The organism is Methylosinus sporium (assembly GCF_003113265.1).
Lineage (GTDB): Bacteria > Pseudomonadota > Alphaproteobacteria > Rhizobiales > Beijerinckiaceae > Methylosinus > Methylosinus sporium.
On the sequence record NZ_PUIV01000037.1, the window covers coordinates 16,779 to 35,528 of the forward strand.

Consider the following 18,750-nt stretch of genomic DNA (forward strand, 5'->3'; position numbering starts at 1 on the left):
CGTCAGCCCCTCTTCGACTTCTTGTCCGCCGCGTGACCATGGAAGGTGCGCGTCGGAGAGAATTCGCCGAACTTGTGCCCGATCATGTCTTCGCTGACAGACACGGGCACATGCTTGTGGCCATTGTGCACGCCGAAGGTGAGACCCACGAACTGCGGCAGAATGGTGGAGCGGCGGCTCCAAATCTTGATGATATCGCTGCGTCCCGAGGCGCGCGCGGTCTCCGCCTTCTTCAGCAGATAGCCGTCGACGAACGGGCCTTTCCAGATAGAGCGAGCCATGGATCAGCCCTTCTTCTTCTTGGCGTGCCGCGAGGACACGATGAATTTGTCGGTCTTCTTGTTCGTGCGGGTCTTCTTGCCCTTGGTCGGCTTGCCCCAGGGCGTGACCGGATGACGGCCGCCCGAGGTGCGGCCTTCGCCGCCGCCGTGCGGATGGTCGACCGGGTTCATGGTGACGCCGCGATTATGCGGGCGACGGCCGAGCCAGCGCGAACGACCCGCCTTGCCGAGCGAGATGTTCATGTGATCCGGATTCGACACCGCGCCGATGGTCGCGAAGCACTGACCATGAACGAGGCGCTGCTCGCCCGAGTTCAGGCGAAGGATCACATAGCCCTGATCGCGGCCGACGATCTGCGCGTAATTGCCCGCCGAGCGCGCGATCGCGCCACCCTTGCCGATCTTGATCTCGACATTGTGGACGATCGTGCCGACCGGGATATTGCCGATCGGCATGGCGTTGCCGGGCTTCACATCGACCTGAGCGCCCGACACCACCTCGTCGCCGACCGAAAGACGCTGCGGCGCGAGAATGTAGGACAGCTCGTCATCCGCATAACGAATGAGCGCGATGAAGGCCGTGCGGTTCGGATCATATTCGATCCGCTCCACCTTGCCGACGACATCGAGCTTGCGGCGCTTGAAGTCGACGAGGCGATAGGCCTGCTTATGGCCGCCGCCGCGGAAGCGCACGGTCACGCGGCCGTTATTGTTGCGGCCGCCCTTGGACGTCTTGCCCTCGGTGAGGGTTTTGACGGGCTTGCCCTTGTGGAGACCGCTACGGTCGACGATGACGAGCTGGCGAAGGCTCGGCGTGACCGGCTTGAATGTCTTCAGCGCCATGGTTTTGTCCTCGAGCCTGCCTTTAGAGTCCCGTCGTCACGTCGATCTTATGGCCTTCGGCCAGCGTGACGACCGCCTTCTTCACATCCGACTGGCGGCCGCGCACGCCCTTGAAGGCCCGCAGCTTGCCCTTGCGCAGCAGCGTGTTGACGGCCTCGACCTTCACGTCGAACAAGCCTTCCACCGCCGCCTTGATCTGCGGCTTGGTGGCGGTCTTGGCGACATTGAAGACCACTTTGTTCTGCTCCGAAGCGATCGTCGCCTTCTCGGTGATGACCGGGGAGACGATCACGTCGTAATGGCGCACATCCTTGCTCATTTCAGGCGCGCCTCCAGCGCATCGACCGCAGCGCGGGTGAGCACGAGCTTCTCACGGCGCAGAATGTCGTAGACGTTGACGCCCTGGACCGGCAGCACGTCGATCCGCGGCAGATTGCGAGCCGCCAGCGCGAAATTCACCTGCGGCTCGGCGCCGTCGATGATGAGCGCGCTCGAGAGCCCGGTCTTGTCGAAACCGGCTTTCAACAGCTTCGTCCGGGGCTCGGCCAGATCGGCGTTCTCCCAAATGACGATCGCCCCATCCTTGGCCTTGGCCGAGAGCGCGTGCTTCAGAGCGAGGACGCGCACCTTCTTGGGCAGGTCGTGCTCATGACTGCGCACCACCGGACCGAAGGCCCGGCCGCCGCCGATGAATTGCGGCGCGCGCCGCGATCCATGACGAGCGCCGCCCGTGCCCTTCTGCTTGTGCAGCTTCTTGCCGGTGCGGGCGATGTCGGCGCGGTTCTTCACCGCATGGGTGCCGGCGCGCCGCTTGGCGAGCTGCCAGCGGATCATGCGGAAGATGAGATCCTGGCGCGGTTCGAGCCCGAAAATCTCGTCCGCCAGCTCGATCGAGCCGGCTTCCTGGCCGTCGTACGACGTGACGCTGATCTGCACCACGGCTCAGTCCTCCTTCTTGTCTTCTTGCGCGGCGGGAGCTTCCGCCAGACGATATTTGCCGGGCTGCGGCGCCTCGGCCGGCAGCGCCCGCTTCACCGCGTCGCGCACAAAAATCCAGCCGCCGGCATGTCCGGGCACGGAGCCCTCGACCAGCAGCAGGCCGCGCTCGACATCGGTCTGCACGACCCGCAGATTCTGCGTGGTCACGCGGTCGACGCCCATATGGCCGGCCATTTTCTTGTTCTTGAAGGTCTTGCCGGGGTCCTGACGGCCGCCGGTCGAACCATGCGAGCGATGCGACACCGACACGCCGTGGGTGGCGCGCAGACCGCCGAAGTTCCAACGCTTCATCGGGCCGGCAAAACCCTTGCCGATCGTCGTGCCGGTCACGTCGACGAATTGGCCGACCACGAAATGATCGGCCGTGATCTCGGCGCCGACGGGAAGCAGCTCCGTCTCCGCGACGCGAAACTCGGCGAGCTTGAGCTTCGGCTCGACCTTGGCGACGGCGAAGCGGCCGCGCTCGGCCTTGGAGACGTTCTTCACCTTGGCGCGGCCGATGCCGAGCTGCACGGCGGTGTAGCCGTTCTGCTCCATGGTCCGATGGGCGACGACTTGGCAGCCGTCGAGCTTCAGCACCGTGACCGGCACATGCTCGCCCGCTTCGGTGAAGACGCGGGTCATTCCGACCTTTTGCGCGATGACGCCAGACCGCATGATCTCTTCCTTCGAAAGGCGCATCGCTCTACTGGCGAGAGGCGCCCGGTTCATTTCTGTTCTTTAGAGCTTGATTTCGACGTCGACGCCGGCGGCGAGGTCGAGCTTCATCAGCGCGTCCACGGTTTGCGGGGTCGGATCGACGATATCGAGCACGCGCTTGTGAGTCCTGATCTCGAACTGCTCACGCGATTTCTTGTCGATGTGCGGCGAGCGGTTCACCGTGAACTTCTCGATCTTGGTCGGCAGCGGGATCGGACCGCGCACCTGAGCGCCCGTGCGCTTGGCGGTGGAGACGATCTCTTTCGTCGACGTATCGAGAATCCGGTGATCGAACGCCTTGAGGCGAATCCGGATATTCTGTCCGTTCATCAGCGTCTTCCTCTTGGACCGCGAGCCGCGGCGCGCTCTGGGCCGCGAGCCGTGAAGGCTCGCAGGCCGTTTCTACGAATGCGAGGCGCGACGCCCCGCGGTCCAAATTCCTTATTCGATGATCGAGGCGACGACGCCGGCGCCGACGGTGCGGCCGCCTTCGCGGATGGCGAAGCGCAGCTTCTCCTCCATGGCGATCGGAACGATGAGGTTCACCTCCATCGCCACATTATCGCCCGGCATCACCATCTCCACGCCCTCGGGCAGCGTCACAATGCCGGTCACATCCGTCGTGCGGAAGTAGAACTGCGGACGATAGTTGGTGAAGAACGGCGTATGACGGCCGCCTTCTTCCTTCGTCAGAATATAGGCTTCCGCCTTGAACTTGGTGTGCGGCTTCACCGAGCCCGGCTTCGACAGAACCTGGCCGCGCTCCACGTCCTCGCGCTTGGTGCCGCGCAGCAGCGCGCCGATATTGTCGCCCGCCTCGCCCTGATCGAGCAGCTTGCGGAACATTTCGACGCCGGTCACGGTCGTCTTCACCGTCGGGCGAATGCCGACGATCTCGACTTCCTCGCCGACCTTGACAATGCCGCGCTCGACGCGGCCCGTCACCACCGTGCCGCGGCCCGAGATCGAGAACACGTCCTCGACCGGCATCAGGAAGGGCTGATCCTTCGGACGCTCCGGCTGCGGGATATATTCGTCGACCGTCTGCATCAGCTTCAGGATCGCGTCATGGCCGATCTCGGGCGTCTTGTTCTCGAGCGCCGCCAGGGCCGAACCCTTGGTGATCGGAATGTCGTCGCCGGGGAACTCGTATTTCGACAAAAGCTCGCGGACCTCGAGCTCGACGAGCTCGAGCAGCTCGGGATCGTCGACCATGTCGACCTTGTTCAGGAACACGACGAGCGCCGGCACGCCGACCTGGCGGGCGAGCAGGATGTGCTCGCGGGTCTGCGGCATCGGGCCGTCGGCGGCGGAGACGACGAGGATGGCGCCGTCCATCTGCGCGGCGCCGGTTATCATGTTCTTCACATAATCGGCGTGGCCGGGGCAGTCGACGTGGGCGTAGTGGCGATTGGTCGTCTCATACTCGACATGCGCCGTCGAGATGGTGATGCCGCGCGCGCGCTCTTCCGGGGCCTTGTCGATCTGGTCATAGGCCGTGAAGGTCGCGCCGCCCGACTCGGCCAGAACCTTGGTGATCGCCGCCGTCAGCGACGTCTTGCCATGGTCCACGTGACCGATCGTGCCGATGTTGCAATGCGGCTTCGTGCGTGAGAATTTTTCCTTGGCCATGGCCACACTCCTTAGAGAAGACTGATTCCGCGACGTTGAGACGATCAGGCGTATTTGGCCTGAACCTTCTTCGACTCCGCCTCGGGGACCTGGTCGTAGTGATCGAATTGCATCGTGTAGTTCGCGCGTCCCTGGGTGAAGGAACGCAGCTGATTGACGTAGCCGAACATATTGGCGAGCGGCACCATCGCATCGACGACGACCGCATTGCCGCGCATGTCCTGACCCTGGATCTGCCCGCGCCGCGAGTTGATGTCGCCGATGACCGAGCCCGTATATTCCTCGGGCGTCACCACTTCGACCTTCATGATCGGCTCGAGCAGCACCGAGCCGCCCTTCTGCAGCGCGTCGCGGAACGCCGCGCGCGAGGCGATTTCGAAGGCCAGCACCGACGAGTCGACGTCGTGGAAGCCGCCGTCGATCAGAGTCGCCTTGACATCGACGACGGGGAAGCCCGCGAGAATGCCGGATCCCATCACGCTGTTGATGCCCTTCTCGACGCCGGGGATATATTCCTTCGGCACCGAGCCGCCGACGATCTTCGACTCGAAGGCATTGCCGGCGCCGGGCTCGTTCGGCTCGAAAATGATGATGACACGGGCGAACTGGCCGGTGCCGCCGGTCTGCTTCTTATGCGTGTAGTCGATCTCGACTCGCTTCGTCAGCCGCTCGCGATAGGCGACCTGCGGGGCGCCGATATTGGCGTCGACCTTATAGGTGCGCTTGAGAATATCGACCTTGATGTCGAGATGCAGCTCGCCCATTCCCTTCAGAATGGTCTGGCCGCTCTCCTGATCGGTCGAGACGCGGAAGGACGGATCCTCGGCGGCGAGCTTCTGGAGCGCGATGCCGAGCTTCTCCTGATCGGCCTTGGACTTCGGCTCGATGGCGATCTCGATGACCGGCTCCGGGAACTCCATGCGCTCCAGAATCGCAGGCTTCAGAGTGTCGCAGAGCGTGTCGCCGGTGCGGGTCTCCTTGAGGCCGGCGAGAGCGACGATGTCGCCCGCATAAGCTTCCTTGATATCCTCGCGATTATTGGCGTGCATCAGCAACATGCGGCCGACGCGCTCTTTCTTGTCCTTGGTCGAGTTGAGCACGGTCGTGCCCGACTCGATCTTGCCGGAATAGACGCGGCAGAAGGTGATCGTGCCGACGAAAGGATCGTCCATGATCTTGAAGGCGAGCATGGAGAAAGGCTCGCTGTCGGACGGATTGCGCACGAGCTCGTCGCCGGTGTTCATGTCGACGCCCTTGATCGCCTCGCGATCGACGGGCGACGGCAGATAGTCGACGACCGCGTCGAGCAGAGGCTGCACGCCCTTGTTCTTGAAGGCCGAGCCGCAGAACACCGGATGGAAGGCGGTATAACGAACAGCCTTGCGGACGAGCTTCTTCAGCGTCTCCTCGCTCGGCTCCTGGCCGTCGAGATAGGCGGCCATGGCGTCGTCGTCGAGCTCGACCGCCGCCTCGATCAGCGTGGTGCGATATTCTTTCGCCTTCTCGACGAGATCGGCCGGGATCTCTTCGTCGTGATATTTCGCGCCGAGACCCTCGTCGTCCCAGACCACCGCCTTCATGCGGACGAGATCGACGACGCCCTTGAAATTATTCTCGGCGCCGATCGGCAGCTGCAGGCAGACCGGCTTGCCGCCGACCTTGGTGACGATATCGTCGACGCAGCGATAGAAATCGGCGCCGATCTTGTCCATCTTATTGACGAAGACGACGCGCGGAACCGCATATTTGTCGGCCTGACGCCACACCGTCTCGGTCTGCGGCTCGACGCCCTGATTGCCGTCGAGAACGCAGACAGCGCCGTCGAGAACGCGCAGCGAGCGCTCGACCTCGATGGTGAAGTCGACGTGGCCGGGCGTGTCGATGATGTTCAGGCGCTTGCCGTTCCAGAAGGTCGTCGTCGCGGCGGAGGTGATGGTGATGCCGCGCTCCTGCTCCTGCTCCATCCAATCCATCGTCGCGGCGCCTTCATGCACCTCGCCGATCTTATGGCTCTTGCCGGAGTAGTACAGAATACGCTCGGTCGTCGTCGTCTTGCCCGCGTCGATGTGGGCCATGATGCCGAAGTTGCGATAGTCTTCGATGGGATGGCTACGGGGCATTTGAGATGTCCTCGATCAGAGGGCGACGAAAAGGGTTACCAGCGATAGTGCGAGAAGGCGCGGTTCGCTTCCGCCATGCGGTGCGTGTCCTCGCGCTTCTTCACCGCATTGCCGCGGTTGTTGGAGGCGTCGAGCAGCTCCGCCGAAAGACGATCGACCATCGTCTTGTCGTTGCGAGCGCGCGCCGCCGTGATGATCCAGCGGATCGCGAGCGCCTGACGGCGCTCGTTGCGAACCTCGACCGGCACCTGATAGGTGGCGCCGCCGACGCGCCGCGAACGAACCTCGATCGCCGGCGCGACATTCTCGAGCGCCGATTTGAACACCTGCAGAGGATCGCTCTTGGCCTTGGCCTCGATGATGTCGAAGGCTCCGTAGACGATCGCCTCGGCGACCGACTTCTTGCCGTCGTACATGATCGAGTTCATGAACTTGGTGACGACGGAATCGCCGAACTTGGCGTCCTCGATGATTTCCCGCTTCTCGGCGCGATGGCGACGCGACATCTGTCTCGCTCCTTACTTCGGACGCTTCGCGCCGTATTTCGAACGGCGCTGCTTGCGGTCCTTGACGCCCTGCGTGTCGAGCACGCCGCGCAGAATGTGATAGCGCACGCCGGGAAGGTCCTTCACGCGGCCGCCGCGGATCATGACCACCGAGTGCTCTTGGAGGTTATGGCCTTCGCCGGGGATGTAGCCGATGACCTCGAAGCCATTGGTCAGGCGCACCTTGGCGACCTTGCGGAGAGCCGAGTTCGGCTTCTTCGGCGTCGTCGTATAGACGCGCGTGCAGACGCCGCGCTTCTGGGGGCAGGCCCCGAGATGGCGGGACTTCTCGCGGTAGGTCTTCGGTTGCCGCGGCTTGCGGATCAACTGGCTGATCGTCGGCATTCCAGTTCCTTCGCTCCAGATCAGGCGCATGTGTTCGTGCGCCCGGCGAATTGGCGAATAATCGTTCGCCCGCAGGCGTTCGCGAGAACGCAAGCGAGCCGAGCGCCCTCGGCCCTTCGGCCCAAGGCGCTCCTCATGCAGAGGACCCCGTTTCCGGGGTCGTGCCTTCCTGGGAGACGCTCGCGCGCCTCATGATTACCAACTGCGTGGCAGTCTCAGGTGAGGCCGACAGCGTATAAGTTCGAAGGATCGCGAGCGCGGCGCTTGCGACGACATGAACTTACGGCCTGTCGAAAGTGGGCGGAACCTAATGGCGCTCCATCGCCGCGTCAAGCGCAGATTGTGTCATGTAGAAGAAAATTAGCATTCAATGAAATTAAGGCGAAAGCCTCGCCATGCGCCTCCCCTCGCGAGATCGGACCATGCGCGACGCGCCCCCTATTCCCTCGACCGAAAAGACCGGCTATCGCTGCGGCCACTCCCATATGAGAAAGAGCCGCACGATGAAACTTCCCAATCAATTCTACCGTCCGCTCGCGATCGGCGCGCCGGCGCCGCTGCGCGAGCTTCCGGTCAAGGTCGAGCGGATGATCCATTTCGTTCCGCCGCATTTGGAGAAGCTGCGCGCCAAAGTGCCGGAGCTCGCCCGCCAAGTGGACGTGGTGCTCGGCAATCTCGAGGACGCCATTCCCGCCGACGCCAAGGAGGCGGCGCGCAAAGGCTTCATCGAAATGGCCAAGTCCACGGATTTCGGCTCCACGGGCCTTTGGACCCGCATCAATTCGCTGAACTCGCCCTGGATTCTCGACGATCTCATCGAGATCGTGGCGGCCGTCGGCAATAAGCTCGACGTGGTGATGCTGCCCAAGGTGGAGGGCCCCTGGGACATTCATTATCTCGATCAGCTGCTCGCGCAGCTCGAAGCGCGCAATGGCGTGACCAAACCCATTCTCATTCACGCCATTCTGGAGACCGCCGAGGGCGTGAAGAATGTCGACGCCATCGCCGCGGCGAGCCCGCGTATGCATGGCATCAGCCTCGGCCCGGCCGATCTCGCGGCCTCGCGCGCGATGAAGACGACGCGCGTCGGCGGCGGCCATCCCGATTATCGCGTCCTCGCCGACTCCGATCCAGGCCAGGGCCTGCGCGCCGCCTATCAGCAGGATTTGTGGCATTACACCATCGCGAAAATGGTCGACGCCTGCGCCTCGGCGGGCATCAAGGCCTTTTACGGCCCCTTCGGCGATTTCTCGGATTCGCCGGCCTGCGAGTCGCAGTTCCGCAACGCCTTCCTGCTCGGCTGCGCGGGCGCCTGGTCGCTGCATCCGACGCAGATCGCCATCGCCAAGCGCGTCTTCTCGCCAGATCCCGCGGAAGTGGCCTTCGCCCGCCGCGTGCTGGAGGCGATGCCGGACGGCACGGGCGCGGTGATGATCGACGGCCGAATGCAGGACGACGCCACCTGGAAGCAATGCAAGGTCGTCGTCGACCTCGCTCGCCAGGTCGCCGCCAATGATCCGGAATTCGCGGCGATCTACGGCTTCTGATCTCCTCGCGCGGGCGGTTCGCCGCCCGCGCGTTCCGCCGTTGACGCGAGCCGCGGCGCTGCGCTACCGTTTCGAACGGTGTGAAGCGTAACAACGGCGTCGATCCTATGACGAGAGAATGTAGCGCCAAATTCGCGATCGGGCAGGTCGTCAAGCATCGCCGCTATCCGTTTCGCGGCGTGATCTACGACGTCGACCCGGAATTCGCCAATACCGAAGAATGGTGGCTGTCCATTCCGGAGGAAGTCCGGCCGCGCAAGGACCAGCCCTTCTATCATTTGTTCGCCGAGAATTCGGAGACGGAATATGTCGCCTATGTCTCGGAGCAGAATCTCATTCCCGACAACTCCGGCGATCCGGTGCGGCATCCGCAGGTCGAGGAGACATTCGAGCGGGCGCCCGACGGCTATTATCGCGTGAAATCGGTCAAGCGGCACTGAGAGAGAGACGACTCCCGATCGGCTCCGCCCGCGGGAATGACGACGAATTCGATCCAGCTCCGTCATTGCGAGCAGAGCGATCCAGAGCCGCGAGGCGGCCCCTGGATCGTCTCGTCGCTCGCTCCTCGCAAATTGTCCGAGGAGGACGAACCCCGGCGCTCGCCCCATCGGGAGATCGAAACGCCGGTGTCCGCATATGTCACTTCCCGGCGGGCGCGGCCGGCTTCTGCTGGCTCTCGAGCTTCTTGCGCTCTTCGTCGGCTTTCTTCTGCAGCTCTTCCTGCAGCTTCTTCTGCTGCTCCTCGAGCACCTTCGGATCGACGGGCGGGCCGTCATAGGACTTGCCGAAGCCCGACAGCGGCAGAAGGAAGGTCACTTCATTATTGACCTGGTTCTTGACCACTATGGTCATTTTGTCGGCCTTCTTCATCTGGTCGATGAGCGCCGTCTTGACCTTGGCCTGCGCGAAGCAGCCATTGGGGAAGCAGATTTCGAACTCGCCGGCCTCGAGCGCGCCGGCGCCGACGGCGAAGCGGAAGCCCGGCTTCAGCAGCAGGCCCGGCGGCAGCAGCAGACGGATGATCTTGGAATCGTCGCCCTTGGGGTCATAGACCGCGAGCGCCAGCAACGGCTGGTCGGCCTGAGCGCCGAAATCGCGCGTCGTGTAGCAGATTTCCTTCTTCGACTGCTGGTCCGCGCCGCAGACCTTGGTCCATTCCGGCTGCACGGGGACGAGATCGGCCTTGATCGGCCCCTGAGGCTGCTGCTGTTGCTGAGCCGGCTGCTGCGCCGGAGCGGGCGCAGGGGCCGGAGCCGGAGCCGGAGCCGGAGCGGCGGGCTTGTGAGCCGGCGGCTTTTGCTGAGCCTGCGCCACGCCCGCCGTAACGAGGAGGGCCCCCGTCAGAACCGCAGCGAAGATCCGCGGAAATTGAATTGGCATAAGTCGTCCTTTCGAGTAGTGCACGATCGAGTGGGCGCACGGGGCGTCATTCGCCGCGAGGAAAGAGCCTCTTACCTCCCCGTCCTCGGTCTTCGCCCTGGGACGGGGCGAAAGGTAGACGGCTAGCCTCATACAAAATCGACGCGCCGAATTCCAGCGGGCGCATCGCAGCTCGAGCGAAAGCTCGGGAAACGCGAAAACGGAACGCCCAAGCCTGTGCAGCCCTCGTATTTCCAAGAACATATGTGATTATCCCGAGTTCGTCGGAGACGTCTTGTCCCGGTCCGCCCGCCCTGAAATATGGTCTGCCCATGACGATTCGAGCGATTCGCGCCGCAGTTCTCGCTACGCTTTTCCCCTTGTTCTTCGCAGGGGCGCAAGGCGCGATGGCCTTTGCGGCCGAGAGGCATGGCCTCGCAATGCATGGCGAGCCGGCTCTGCCGCCCGATTTCGACCATCTTCCCTATGCCGATCCACAGGCGAAGCAGGGCGGACGGCTGCGAATCGGCCTGCAGGGCGCCTTCGACAGCCTCAATCCCTTCAACCTCAAGGCGGGCTCCACCGCGCAAGGGCTCGAGGGCAATGTCATTCAGCGGCTGATGGCGCGCTCGCTGGACGAGCCCTTCACCGTCTATGGCGTCCTCGCGCGGTCGATCGAGGTCGATGATTCGCGCGAGCATGTGACCTTTCATCTCGATCCGCGCGCCCACTTCTCCGATGGCGCGCCGCTCACCTCGGCGGATGTGCGCTTCTCCTTCGAGTTGCTGAAGGCCAAGGGCCGTCCGCAGCAGCGCAGCGCCTATGGGCTGGTGAAGCGCGTCGAGACGCCGGACGCGCAGACGATCGTCTTCGATCTCACCGGCGCCGATGATCGCGAGCTGCCGCTGATCCTCGGCTTTCTGCCCGTGCTGCCCAAGCACGCCACCGATGTCGAGCATTTCACCGATGCGACTTTGAAGCCGCCGATCGGCTCCGGCCCCTATATGGTCGAGGATGTCGAGCCTGGCGCGCGGCTCGTGCTGAAGCGCGACCCGAACTACTGGGGCAAGGATATCCCCATGCAGCGCGGGCTCTATAATTTCGATCAGATCGACGTCAATTATTTCCGCGACGCCAATTCGCTGTTCGAGGCCTTCAAGGCCGGCGTCGTCGATTATCGCGAGGAGTCGAGCACCACGCGCTGGGCGAGCGGCTATGACTTCCCCGCCGTGCGCGACGGGCGCGTCGCCGTGGAGACGCTGCCGAGCCCGGGCCCCAAGGGCATGGAGGGCTTCGTCTTCAACACGCGGCGGGCCATGTTCCAGGACGCGCGGCTGCGCGAGGCGCTGGGCCTCATGTTCGATTTCGAATGGATCAACGCCAATCTCTATTCTGGCCTCTACACGCGCACCAAGAGCTTCTTCGACGAATCGGAGCTCGCCTCCACGGGCCGCCCGGCCAGCGAGGCGGAGCGCGCTCTGCTGGCGCCCTTCCCCGGCGCCGTGCGCGAGGACATTCTGGAAGGACGCTGGCGCCCGCCCGTGCATGACGGCACCGGCCGCGACCGCGAGCCCGCCCGCCGCGCGCTGGAGCTGCTCGGCGAGGCCGGCTACAAGCTCGTCGACAATCGGCTGGCGAAGAACGGCGATCCGCTCTCCTTCGAGATCATGGTCGCCAATCGCGACCAGGAGCGGCTGGCGCTGTTTTTCGCCTCCTCGCTGCAGCGCATCGGCGTCGCGGCGAGCGTGCGCCTCGTCGATGAGGTGCAATATCAGCGGCGCCGGCAAAAATTCGATTTCGACATGATGTTCGGGACCTGGACCGCCTCGGCCGCGCCTGGAAACGAGCAGCGGATGCGCTGGGGCTCCGCAAGCGCCGCGCAAGAAGGCTCCTATAATCTCGCCGGAGCCTCCTCTGCGGCGATAGACGCTCTCATAAGAGCGCTGCTGTCCGCCCGCGGGCGCGAGGATTTCGTCGCCGCCGTGCGCGCCTACGACCGCGCGCTGCTATCCGGTTTCTACATCGTGCCGCTCTATCACTCCTCGACGCAATGGATCGCTCATTCGACGAAAATCGCGAGGCCGTCGAAATTGCCCCGCTACTCTCCCTTGTTTGGCGCCACGCTCGAGACATGGTGGAGGACGGAGCCGTGACTCTCGCCGACAATTCCGGCCGCACGCTCACGCGCGCGCATCCGCTGACCATGTTCGGTCTCGACGCGCTGATCGCCGGCGCGGCGCGGCTGCGCCCCGCGCGTCTCGCCGCCGCCGACGCCGCGAGCGGCGCGGAGATCGACCACGCCGAATTCGACCGGCGCGTCGCCGCCTTTCGCGCCGATCTGCGCAGCTTCGATTTTCAGCCCGGCGAGCGCATCATGCTCTTCGCCGCGCCGAATATGGCGACGCTGGTCGCGCTCATCGGAATCATTTCCGCCGGCCTCGAGCCCGTCGCAGCGCCGCTCGGACTCTCGATCGGCGCGCTGGCGGCGGGCGCGCGCGCCGTCGCCGCCGCGGCGCTCATCGCGCCGGCCTCGATCGGCGGCGAGAGCCTCGAGGAGCTCGTCTTCGGCGTCGCCTCGCAAGCGCCTTCGATAAGGCTCATCGGCTCACTCGACGGAACCATAGACGGCGCCGTCGATTTCGGCCCGCGCTCGCACAGCGAGAATGATTCTCTTGCGGCGACGCGCGCCGCGCCCGCCAAGAAAGTGCTGCTCGGTGCGCTCGACCAATATGGCGCGCCGCATTTCTACGAGCAGGCGGGGCTCATTTCCGCCAGCCTCGGCCTCATCGCCAAGGCGCATGTCAATGGCTCGGCGCCGCTGTTGTCGCTGGTCTCGCCGGGGTCGATCGGCGGGCTCGTCGCGGGACCGCTCGCCGCGCTGCTCTCCGGCGCGGCGCTGCATTTCCTCGCGCCCTTCGACGGCGCCGCTTTTCTCGCCACGCTCGACGCCATCGGCCCGGTGCGCCTCGTCGCGCCGCGCGCGGTCATGTCCGAGCTCGACGCCGCCGGCCTGCTGACCAGCGGCGCGCTTCTCGCCTGCGTCGCCGTCCATCGCGCCGGCGAGGAGGCGCCCGCCTTCGAGCCCTCGCATCCCTATTCCTGCCCGATCATCGAGATCGGCGCGGACGGCGCCTTGCGCCCGCCCGCGCGCGCCCCGGCCGGCCGCTCCGTCTATTGAGCGGCCCTCCCGCCCCTATCCGCGCGCCCGCCGTCCGACGAGCGCCGCCAGCGTCTCGCCCTCGCGCTCCAGCGTTTCCAAAATCCCGCTCTTGATGCGCCCCACCAGCCCCGGCCCCTCATAGACCAGCGCGCTATAGAGCTGCACCAGGCTCGCCCCCGCCTCGATCTTGGCGAGCGCCGCCGCGGCCGAATCGACGCCGCCGACGCCGATGAGCGGAAACTGCCGCTCGACGCGGAGAAACGTCTCGGCGAGCATTTTCGTAGAAAGATCGAAGAGCGGCGCGCCCGAGAGTCCGCCCGCCTCTTTCGCAAAGGGCGAGGCCAGAGTCTGAGGCCGCGCCAGCGTCGTGTTGGAGACGATCATCCCATCGATCTCGCGCGCGCGCGCGACGCTCACCACATCGTCGAGTTGCTCGAGCGAGAGATCCGGCGCGATCTTCAACAGAACGGGGCGCCGGCGCCGCGCTCGCTCGCGCGCCGAGAGAACGCGCGCCAAAAGCTCGGAGAGCGCGTTCTTCTCCTGCAGATCGCGCAGGCCCGGCGTGTTGGGCGAGGAGACGTTGACGGTAAAATAGCTCGCCAGCTCGGAGAAGGCCGCAATGCCGCGCTCATAATCGGCGATGCGGTCAGCGGCGTCCTTATTGGCGCCGATGTTGACGCCGACGATTCCGCCGCGCGAACGTCGGGCGAGCAGCCGCTCATAGGCGAGCGTATGGCCGACATTGTTGAAGCCGTAGCGATTGACGATTCCGCGATCCTCCGCCAGCCGAAACACGCGCGGGCGGGCGTTGCCGGCCTGCGGTCGCGGAGTCAGCGTGCCGACCTCGGCGAAGCCGAAGCCCATGGCCAGCATGGCGTCGGGAACCTCGGCGTTCTTGTCGAAGCCGGCGGCGAGGCCGATCGGATTGGGAAAATCGAGGCCGAAGGCTTGCACCGCGAGGCGCGGATCGTCGCGCGGGGGCTTCGGCGCCGGCATCAGCTGCAGAGCGACGATCGTCGCCTGATGCGCCGTCTCCGGCGGCAGACGGCGAAACAGCGAGGTGGCGAGATCGCCGAAAAAAACCTCGATCATTCGAGACGCCCCGCGAAATCATGGCCGCCGTCCGCGCGCATCGGCACGGCCGTCACTTTGGCGACGCCGGCGACGGGCAGCGTTCCATAGAGATGGGGGAAGAGATCGCCGCCGCGCGAGGGCTCCCATTTCAGCGCGTCGCCGAGCGGCTCCGCCTCCACGGCGACGAGCAGAAGATCGGCGACGCCGTTGAAATAGCGCGCCGCCGTCTCCTCGACCTGCGCGCCGGTCGAGAAATGAATGTAGCCGTCGGAAAGATCGATCCCGGCGCCGGCGAAAGCGCCCGCCGCCTCGGCCTCACGCCAGAGGGAAGCGGGGAGAAGCTTGTAGATGAGGGTCATGGCGGAGAGATAGCAGGCGTTCGGGGCGCCGCGGTAGGGGGCTGGAATGAAAGGCTTGACCCCCGCCGATATAAAGATATATCTTAGATCGCTCTAAACACTAACGGTCCGCCATTCCAAAGCTTCGGCTCGATCCATTCCTCGAGCCTTCGAACTCGGCGCGAACGCAACGAGCGCCGAGCGAAAGGTGAAACTCCGCTCATGCAAGACACATCTTCCAGGCGCATTGCGCCGATTCTCGGGGCTCTCGGCGCTCTGGGGCCGCTGTCGATCGATATGTATCTACCGGCCATGCCGCAGATCGCGGCGGGGCTGAATGTCGGCGAAGGCGGCGTTCAATTCAGCCTCGTGTACTTCTTCGCCGGCCTCATGATCGGCCAGCTCTTCTACGGCCCGATTTCCGACTCTGTCGGCCGCAAGCCGGTCATTTACGCCGGGCTCTTCTTGTTCATCCTCGGCTCGATCGGCAGCATCGCCGCCGGCACGGCCGAGCAGCTCGCCGCCTGGCGCTTCATCCATGGGCTCGGCGGCTCGGCCGGCATGGTGATGGGCCTCGCCATCGTGCGCGACCTGTACACGGGGCAGACGGCCGCCAAGCTCATCGCGATGATGATGCTCGTCCTCGGCGTCGCGCCGATTCTCGCGCCTCTGTTGGGCTCGGCGATCATCGCCGTCGCGCCATGGCAGGCTCTGTTCGGCGCGCTGGCGCTGTTCGGCGTCGCCGATCTCGTCCTGGTGTGGATCGCCTTGCCGGAGACCCGCATGGAAGAGCTTCGCGCCGCCAGCCGCCCGCTCGACGCCGCGCGAAACTACGCGCATCTTCTCGCCAGCCGCCGCTTTCTCCCTTATGTGGCTGTGGCGGCGTTCGCGCAGGCCGGATTTTTCGCCTATCTCGCCGGCTCTTCCTTCGTCTTCATTTCGCTGCATGGACTGACGCCCGCCGCCTATAGCGGCGTCTTCGCCGTCAATTCCATCGGCCTGATCGCGGCCGCGCAGACCGCGCCGCGACTGATGGGCCGCTTTCGGCCGCAGACGGTCGTGCGCGCGTCCGTCGCGGTCTATGCCGTGACGGCCGTCTCGCTGGCGGCGGTGGAAATGGCCGGCGGCGCGAGTCTCGCTGTGCTCGCCGCGTCGCTCTTCGTCATCATCGCCGCCAGGGCTGTCGTCATGCCCATTTGCAGCGTCATGGCGCTCGAATCCTATGGCGCGATCTCCGGCACGGCGTCGGCCCTGCTGGGAGCGCTTCAGTTCGGCGCCGGAACATTCGCCTCCTTCATCGTCGGCGCGACGGCCAATGGCGCGGCTCTGCCGATGATCGCCGCGATCGCCGCTTGCGGAATCGCCGCATGTATCGTGGCGTTCGTCGCCTTTCCAAAGCAGGCATCCGCTCTTTCGCAGGAGCGACATCGCGAACCCGCGTCGGCGCCGTGACGCCCGCGAAACTCGCTGCGATTTCCAATCAGCGCGACAGCTCGACCCGCGCGGGACGAGCTGCTCGTCTCATTTCGGATGCCCGTTCGTAGCCAAATCATCATAAGCGACTGTCAAGAATTTCATTCCCACTCGCCAGCCGATGCGCTGCGCGCCGCGCCGGCTCACTTTTTCGAGCAAAAGGCTTTTCAAATGACCCTTCCATTTCTTCTCTGTGCGTCGATCACGGCCGTCAGCGCGATGATAAGCCTCGGATTTTCCATCGCCGCGACTTTCACGGCCGCCGCTGATGTCCGAGTGGCGGCGCTCTATGCCTGCGCGAGAAGCGTCGCTCTTGCGCTGGTGAGCCTCGTTCCCTTCGTCACGGGCTCCGCGCCTTGGCTCGCGGCGACAGCTTGCGCCATGATCGTCGTTCAGGCGTGCGACGCCGCTATAGGCGTGACGATCGAGGATCGCATGAAGACCTTCGGCCCCGCCGGAACCGCGCTGGCGAACCTCGCCGCGCTCATTTGGCTTTCGAGCTCCGCTTGATTCCACGGGCCGCGAGGGGGATGCGCGCAGCCCTCCTCGCTCCTATCTTCGCCCTATGACCCCCGCCCAATTCCATGCCTCCCTCGCCGCCGCGACGCCCCCTGCCCTCTCGCCGCCGCTGCTCGCGCTGTGGAAAAACGCCAAGGGCGACTGGGACGGCGCGCATAAATGCGTCGACAGCTCCAGCAAGGCGAACGCCATGTGGGTGCACGCCTTTCTGCATCGCGCGGAAGGCGATCTCGGCAACGCCGGCTATTGGTACGCCCGCGCTGGCAAACCGGCCGCGATCGGTCCGCTCTCGCAAGAATTCGAGACGATTCTCGCCGCTCTGCTCGGATGAAATGGATCGGCCCCTCATGCTGAGGAGCCGGCGTCTCGAAGGGTCGGACGCCCCGCCTTCTGGAGCATCCTTCGAGGCTTTTTGCTACGCAAAAAGCGCCTCAGGATGAGGGGGCTGTTTGTCTCAGAGAAAGCATCTCTCGCGCCTTCGCCGCATCCGCGTGCATTTGCGCGGTGAGCGCGTCGAGCGAGGGGAATTTCGCCTCGCCGCGAATGAAGCCGATGAAGGCGACCTCCACCGTCTTGCCGTAGAGATCGCCGTCGAAATCGAAGACGAAGACCTCGAGCAGCGGCGCGCCCTCCGCCTCCACGGTCGGCCGGCGGCCGAAATTGGCGACGCCCTCGCGCAGCACGCCATCCGCCTCCAGCGTCACCGCGTAAATGCCGTGGCGCAGCTTGCTCGAAGGATCGAGTGCGATATTGGCGGTCGGAAAGCCCAGCGTGCGGCCGAGCTGGCGGCCTCGGGTCACGACGCCCTCGACGAAATAGGGATGGCCGAGCAGCTTCGCCGCCAGCGCGACATCGCCGGCGGCGAGCGCCTCGCGCGTCGCGGTGGAGGAGACCGCCTCGAGGCTGCCGGCCTCGTCCTGCGTGATCCGCGGCACGATCTCGACGGTAAAGCCCAGCCGATCGCCCTCGGCGCGCAGAAACGCGGGATTGCCGGCGCGCATGGCGCCGAAGCAGAAATCATAGCCCGCCACCGCCGCCGAGACGCCGAGCCTCTTGCGAAGAATCTCCTCGGTGAACTCCTGCGGCGGACGCGCGGCGAAGTCCTTGTCGAAAGTGAGGATCACCATTCCATCCAGGCCGAGGCGGGCGAGCATCGCGGCCTTGGCGTCCGGCGGGGTGAGGCGGAATATGACCGATTTTCCGGCGAAGCAATCGGCCGGATGCGGCTCGAAAGTGAGCAGCGCGCATGGCTTGCCGAGCTTTTGCGCCAGAGCCTGCGCATGGGCGATGACGCCGCGATGGCCGCGGTGCAGCCCGTCGAAATTGCCGATGGCGACGACAGCTCCCTCGAGCCCCGGCGGCGGGGCGAGCGGATCGCGGGCGACGATGAAAGAAGGCGCGGAAGACAAGGCGGCGTCCAAGGCTTGTGCGATGCGGGAGCCGGCTCACTTTGGTTCGGAAGCCGCGCCATGTCCAGAGCGGGGCGGAGGGAAGCCATGGCGAGCGCCGAAAGTGCGCCACGTGGGTGGCCGGGACGAGCCCGGCAGGACGCCGTGAGGCGAGGAGGATGTGAGCATCCGATAGTCTCTCACCCGACCTTGACATATACTGAAAATATTCCTATCTCTCCCTCGCTCCCGTCGACGCAAGGGCGCGTTTCTCGGGTCAGGGAACGCGGGCGGGGGCCGGCTCCATCCGGGACGGCGACCCCCGTCCATGGACAGGCGGCGCGTCGCCGGACCGGTGTTTCTCTCCCGTCCACAGGGAAGAGCGAGAGCCGTTCCGTGAGCCCAAGCCTTCGGAAGCGATCGGATCT

Annotated in this window: 21 protein-coding genes; 7 read left to right on the forward strand and 14 right to left on the reverse strand. The window is 65.0% G+C overall.

The features are described 5' to 3' along the window. Positions 1–2: 2 nt before the first annotated feature. From rpsS to rpsL, 10 genes are all read right to left on the reverse strand, one after another. Positions 3–281 carry a 30S ribosomal protein S19 gene (gene rpsS / locus C5689_RS16560; protein ID WP_018266636.1) on the reverse strand — a complete coding sequence of 93 codons (279 nt, stop codon included), beginning with the start codon at positions 279–281 and terminating at the stop codon, positions 3–5. Positions 282–284: 3 nt separating this feature from the next. After that, positions 285–1,124 carry a 50S ribosomal protein L2 gene (gene rplB, locus C5689_RS16565; protein ID WP_108918353.1) on the reverse strand — a complete coding sequence of 280 codons (840 nt, stop codon included), beginning with the start codon at positions 1,122–1,124 and terminating at the stop codon, positions 285–287. Positions 1,125–1,146: 22 nt separating this feature from the next. Then, positions 1,147–1,443 carry a 50S ribosomal protein L23 gene (locus C5689_RS16570; protein WP_024881009.1) on the reverse strand — a complete coding sequence of 99 codons (297 nt, stop codon included), beginning with the start codon at positions 1,441–1,443 and terminating at the stop codon, positions 1,147–1,149. Further along, positions 1,440–2,060 (reverse strand): 50S ribosomal protein L4, encoded by a 621-nt coding sequence (rplD, locus tag C5689_RS16575; RefSeq protein ID WP_108918365.1) that lies wholly within the window; start codon positions 2,058–2,060, stop codon positions 1,440–1,442. The genes C5689_RS16570 and rplD overlap by 4 nt, the downstream gene beginning before the upstream one ends. 6 nt (positions 2,061–2,066) lie before the next feature. After that, entirely contained in the window at positions 2,067–2,780 is a 714-nt protein-coding gene (gene rplC, locus C5689_RS16580) for a 50S ribosomal protein L3 (RefSeq protein ID WP_108918366.1), read from the reverse strand. Between the two features lie 63 nt (positions 2,781–2,843). Beyond that, the gene (rpsJ, locus tag C5689_RS16585) at positions 2,844–3,152 is read right to left on the reverse strand and encodes a 30S ribosomal protein S10 (RefSeq protein ID WP_003613511.1); all 309 of its coding nucleotides are present in this window, start codon (positions 3,150–3,152) and stop codon (positions 2,844–2,846) included. A gap of 111 nt (positions 3,153–3,263) precedes the next feature. Then, on the reverse strand, positions 3,264–4,454 hold the full coding sequence (gene tuf / locus C5689_RS16590; RefSeq protein ID WP_108917673.1) for an elongation factor Tu: 1,191 nt from the start codon (positions 4,452–4,454) through the stop codon (positions 3,264–3,266). Between the two features lie 44 nt (positions 4,455–4,498). Beyond that, entirely contained in the window at positions 4,499–6,574 is a 2,076-nt protein-coding gene (fusA, locus tag C5689_RS16595; RefSeq protein WP_108918354.1) for an elongation factor G, read from the reverse strand. 35 nt (positions 6,575–6,609) lie between these two features. Then, positions 6,610–7,080 carry a 30S ribosomal protein S7 gene (rpsG, locus tag C5689_RS16600; protein ID WP_018266642.1) on the reverse strand — a complete coding sequence of 157 codons (471 nt, stop codon included), beginning with the start codon at positions 7,078–7,080 and terminating at the stop codon, positions 6,610–6,612. 12 nt (positions 7,081–7,092) lie between these two features. Further along, positions 7,093–7,464, reverse strand: a complete 372-nt coding sequence (gene rpsL, locus C5689_RS16605; RefSeq protein ID WP_003610013.1) for a 30S ribosomal protein S12 — start codon at positions 7,462–7,464, stop codon at positions 7,093–7,095. A 503-nt stretch (positions 7,465–7,967) separates the two neighbouring features. Between rpsL and C5689_RS16610 the strand changes: the two genes are divergently transcribed. Next, positions 7,968–9,011 carry an HpcH/HpaI aldolase/citrate lyase family protein gene (locus C5689_RS16610; RefSeq protein WP_108918367.1) on the forward strand — a complete coding sequence of 348 codons (1,044 nt, stop codon included), beginning with the start codon at positions 7,968–7,970 and terminating at the stop codon, positions 9,009–9,011. A 107-nt stretch (positions 9,012–9,118) separates the two neighbouring features. Beyond that, positions 9,119–9,451, forward strand: coding sequence for a heat shock protein HspQ (gene hspQ / locus C5689_RS16615; RefSeq protein WP_108918355.1), 333 nt, complete (start codon positions 9,119–9,121; stop codon positions 9,449–9,451). A gap of 199 nt (positions 9,452–9,650) precedes the next feature. Here the strand turns inward: hspQ and C5689_RS16620 are convergent, their stop codons facing one another. Then, on the reverse strand, positions 9,651–10,391 hold the full coding sequence (locus C5689_RS16620; RefSeq protein WP_108918356.1) for an invasion associated locus B family protein: 741 nt from the start codon (positions 10,389–10,391) through the stop codon (positions 9,651–9,653). A gap of 311 nt (positions 10,392–10,702) precedes the next feature. Here C5689_RS16620 and C5689_RS16625 point away from each other — a divergent pair, with 311 nt between their 5' ends. Beyond that, positions 10,703–12,523, forward strand: a complete 1,821-nt coding sequence (locus C5689_RS16625) for an extracellular solute-binding protein (protein ID WP_108918357.1) — start codon at positions 10,703–10,705, stop codon at positions 12,521–12,523. Further along, positions 12,502–13,548 carry an AMP-binding protein gene (locus tag C5689_RS16630; RefSeq protein WP_108918358.1) on the forward strand — a complete coding sequence of 349 codons (1,047 nt, stop codon included), beginning with the start codon at positions 12,502–12,504 and terminating at the stop codon, positions 13,546–13,548. The genes C5689_RS16625 and C5689_RS16630 overlap by 22 nt, the downstream gene beginning before the upstream one ends. A 15-nt stretch (positions 13,549–13,563) precedes the next feature. On the opposite strand, the gene C5689_RS16635 is transcribed toward C5689_RS16630, so the two are convergent. Continuing rightward, a complete protein-coding gene (locus tag C5689_RS16635) occupies positions 13,564–14,622 on the reverse strand; it encodes a quinone-dependent dihydroorotate dehydrogenase (RefSeq protein WP_108918359.1) in 1,059 nt (352 codons plus the stop codon). Continuing rightward, the gene (locus tag C5689_RS16640; RefSeq protein WP_108918360.1) at positions 14,619–14,963 is read right to left on the reverse strand and encodes a DUF952 domain-containing protein; all 345 of its coding nucleotides are present in this window, start codon (positions 14,961–14,963) and stop codon (positions 14,619–14,621) included. Before C5689_RS16640 ends, C5689_RS16635 begins: the two co-directional genes overlap by 4 nt. A gap of 201 nt (positions 14,964–15,164) precedes the next feature. On the opposite strand from C5689_RS16640, the gene C5689_RS16645 reads away from it, so the two are divergent. The 3 genes from C5689_RS16645 to C5689_RS16655 all read left to right on the forward strand — a co-directional run bounded on the left by C5689_RS16645 (position 15,165) and on the right by C5689_RS16655 (position 17,265). Beyond that, positions 15,165–16,394: a multidrug effflux MFS transporter gene (locus tag C5689_RS16645; protein WP_244594761.1), complete on the forward strand. Its 1,230-nt coding sequence runs from the start codon at positions 15,165–15,167 to the stop codon at positions 16,392–16,394. Positions 16,395–16,586: 192 nt separating this feature from the next. Further along, complete coding sequence (locus C5689_RS16650) at positions 16,587–16,925, forward strand: hypothetical protein (RefSeq protein WP_206605373.1); 339 nt, start codon at positions 16,587–16,589, stop codon at positions 16,923–16,925. A gap of 55 nt (positions 16,926–16,980) precedes the next feature. After that, entirely contained in the window at positions 16,981–17,265 is a 285-nt protein-coding gene (locus tag C5689_RS16655; RefSeq protein WP_108918361.1) for a hypothetical protein, read from the forward strand. 100 nt (positions 17,266–17,365) lie between these two features. On the opposite strand, the gene C5689_RS16660 is transcribed toward C5689_RS16655, so the two are convergent. Further along, positions 17,366–18,343, reverse strand: a complete 978-nt coding sequence (locus C5689_RS16660) for a bifunctional riboflavin kinase/FAD synthetase (RefSeq protein WP_425293405.1) — start codon at positions 18,341–18,343, stop codon at positions 17,366–17,368. Positions 18,344–18,750 lie beyond the last annotated feature (407 nt).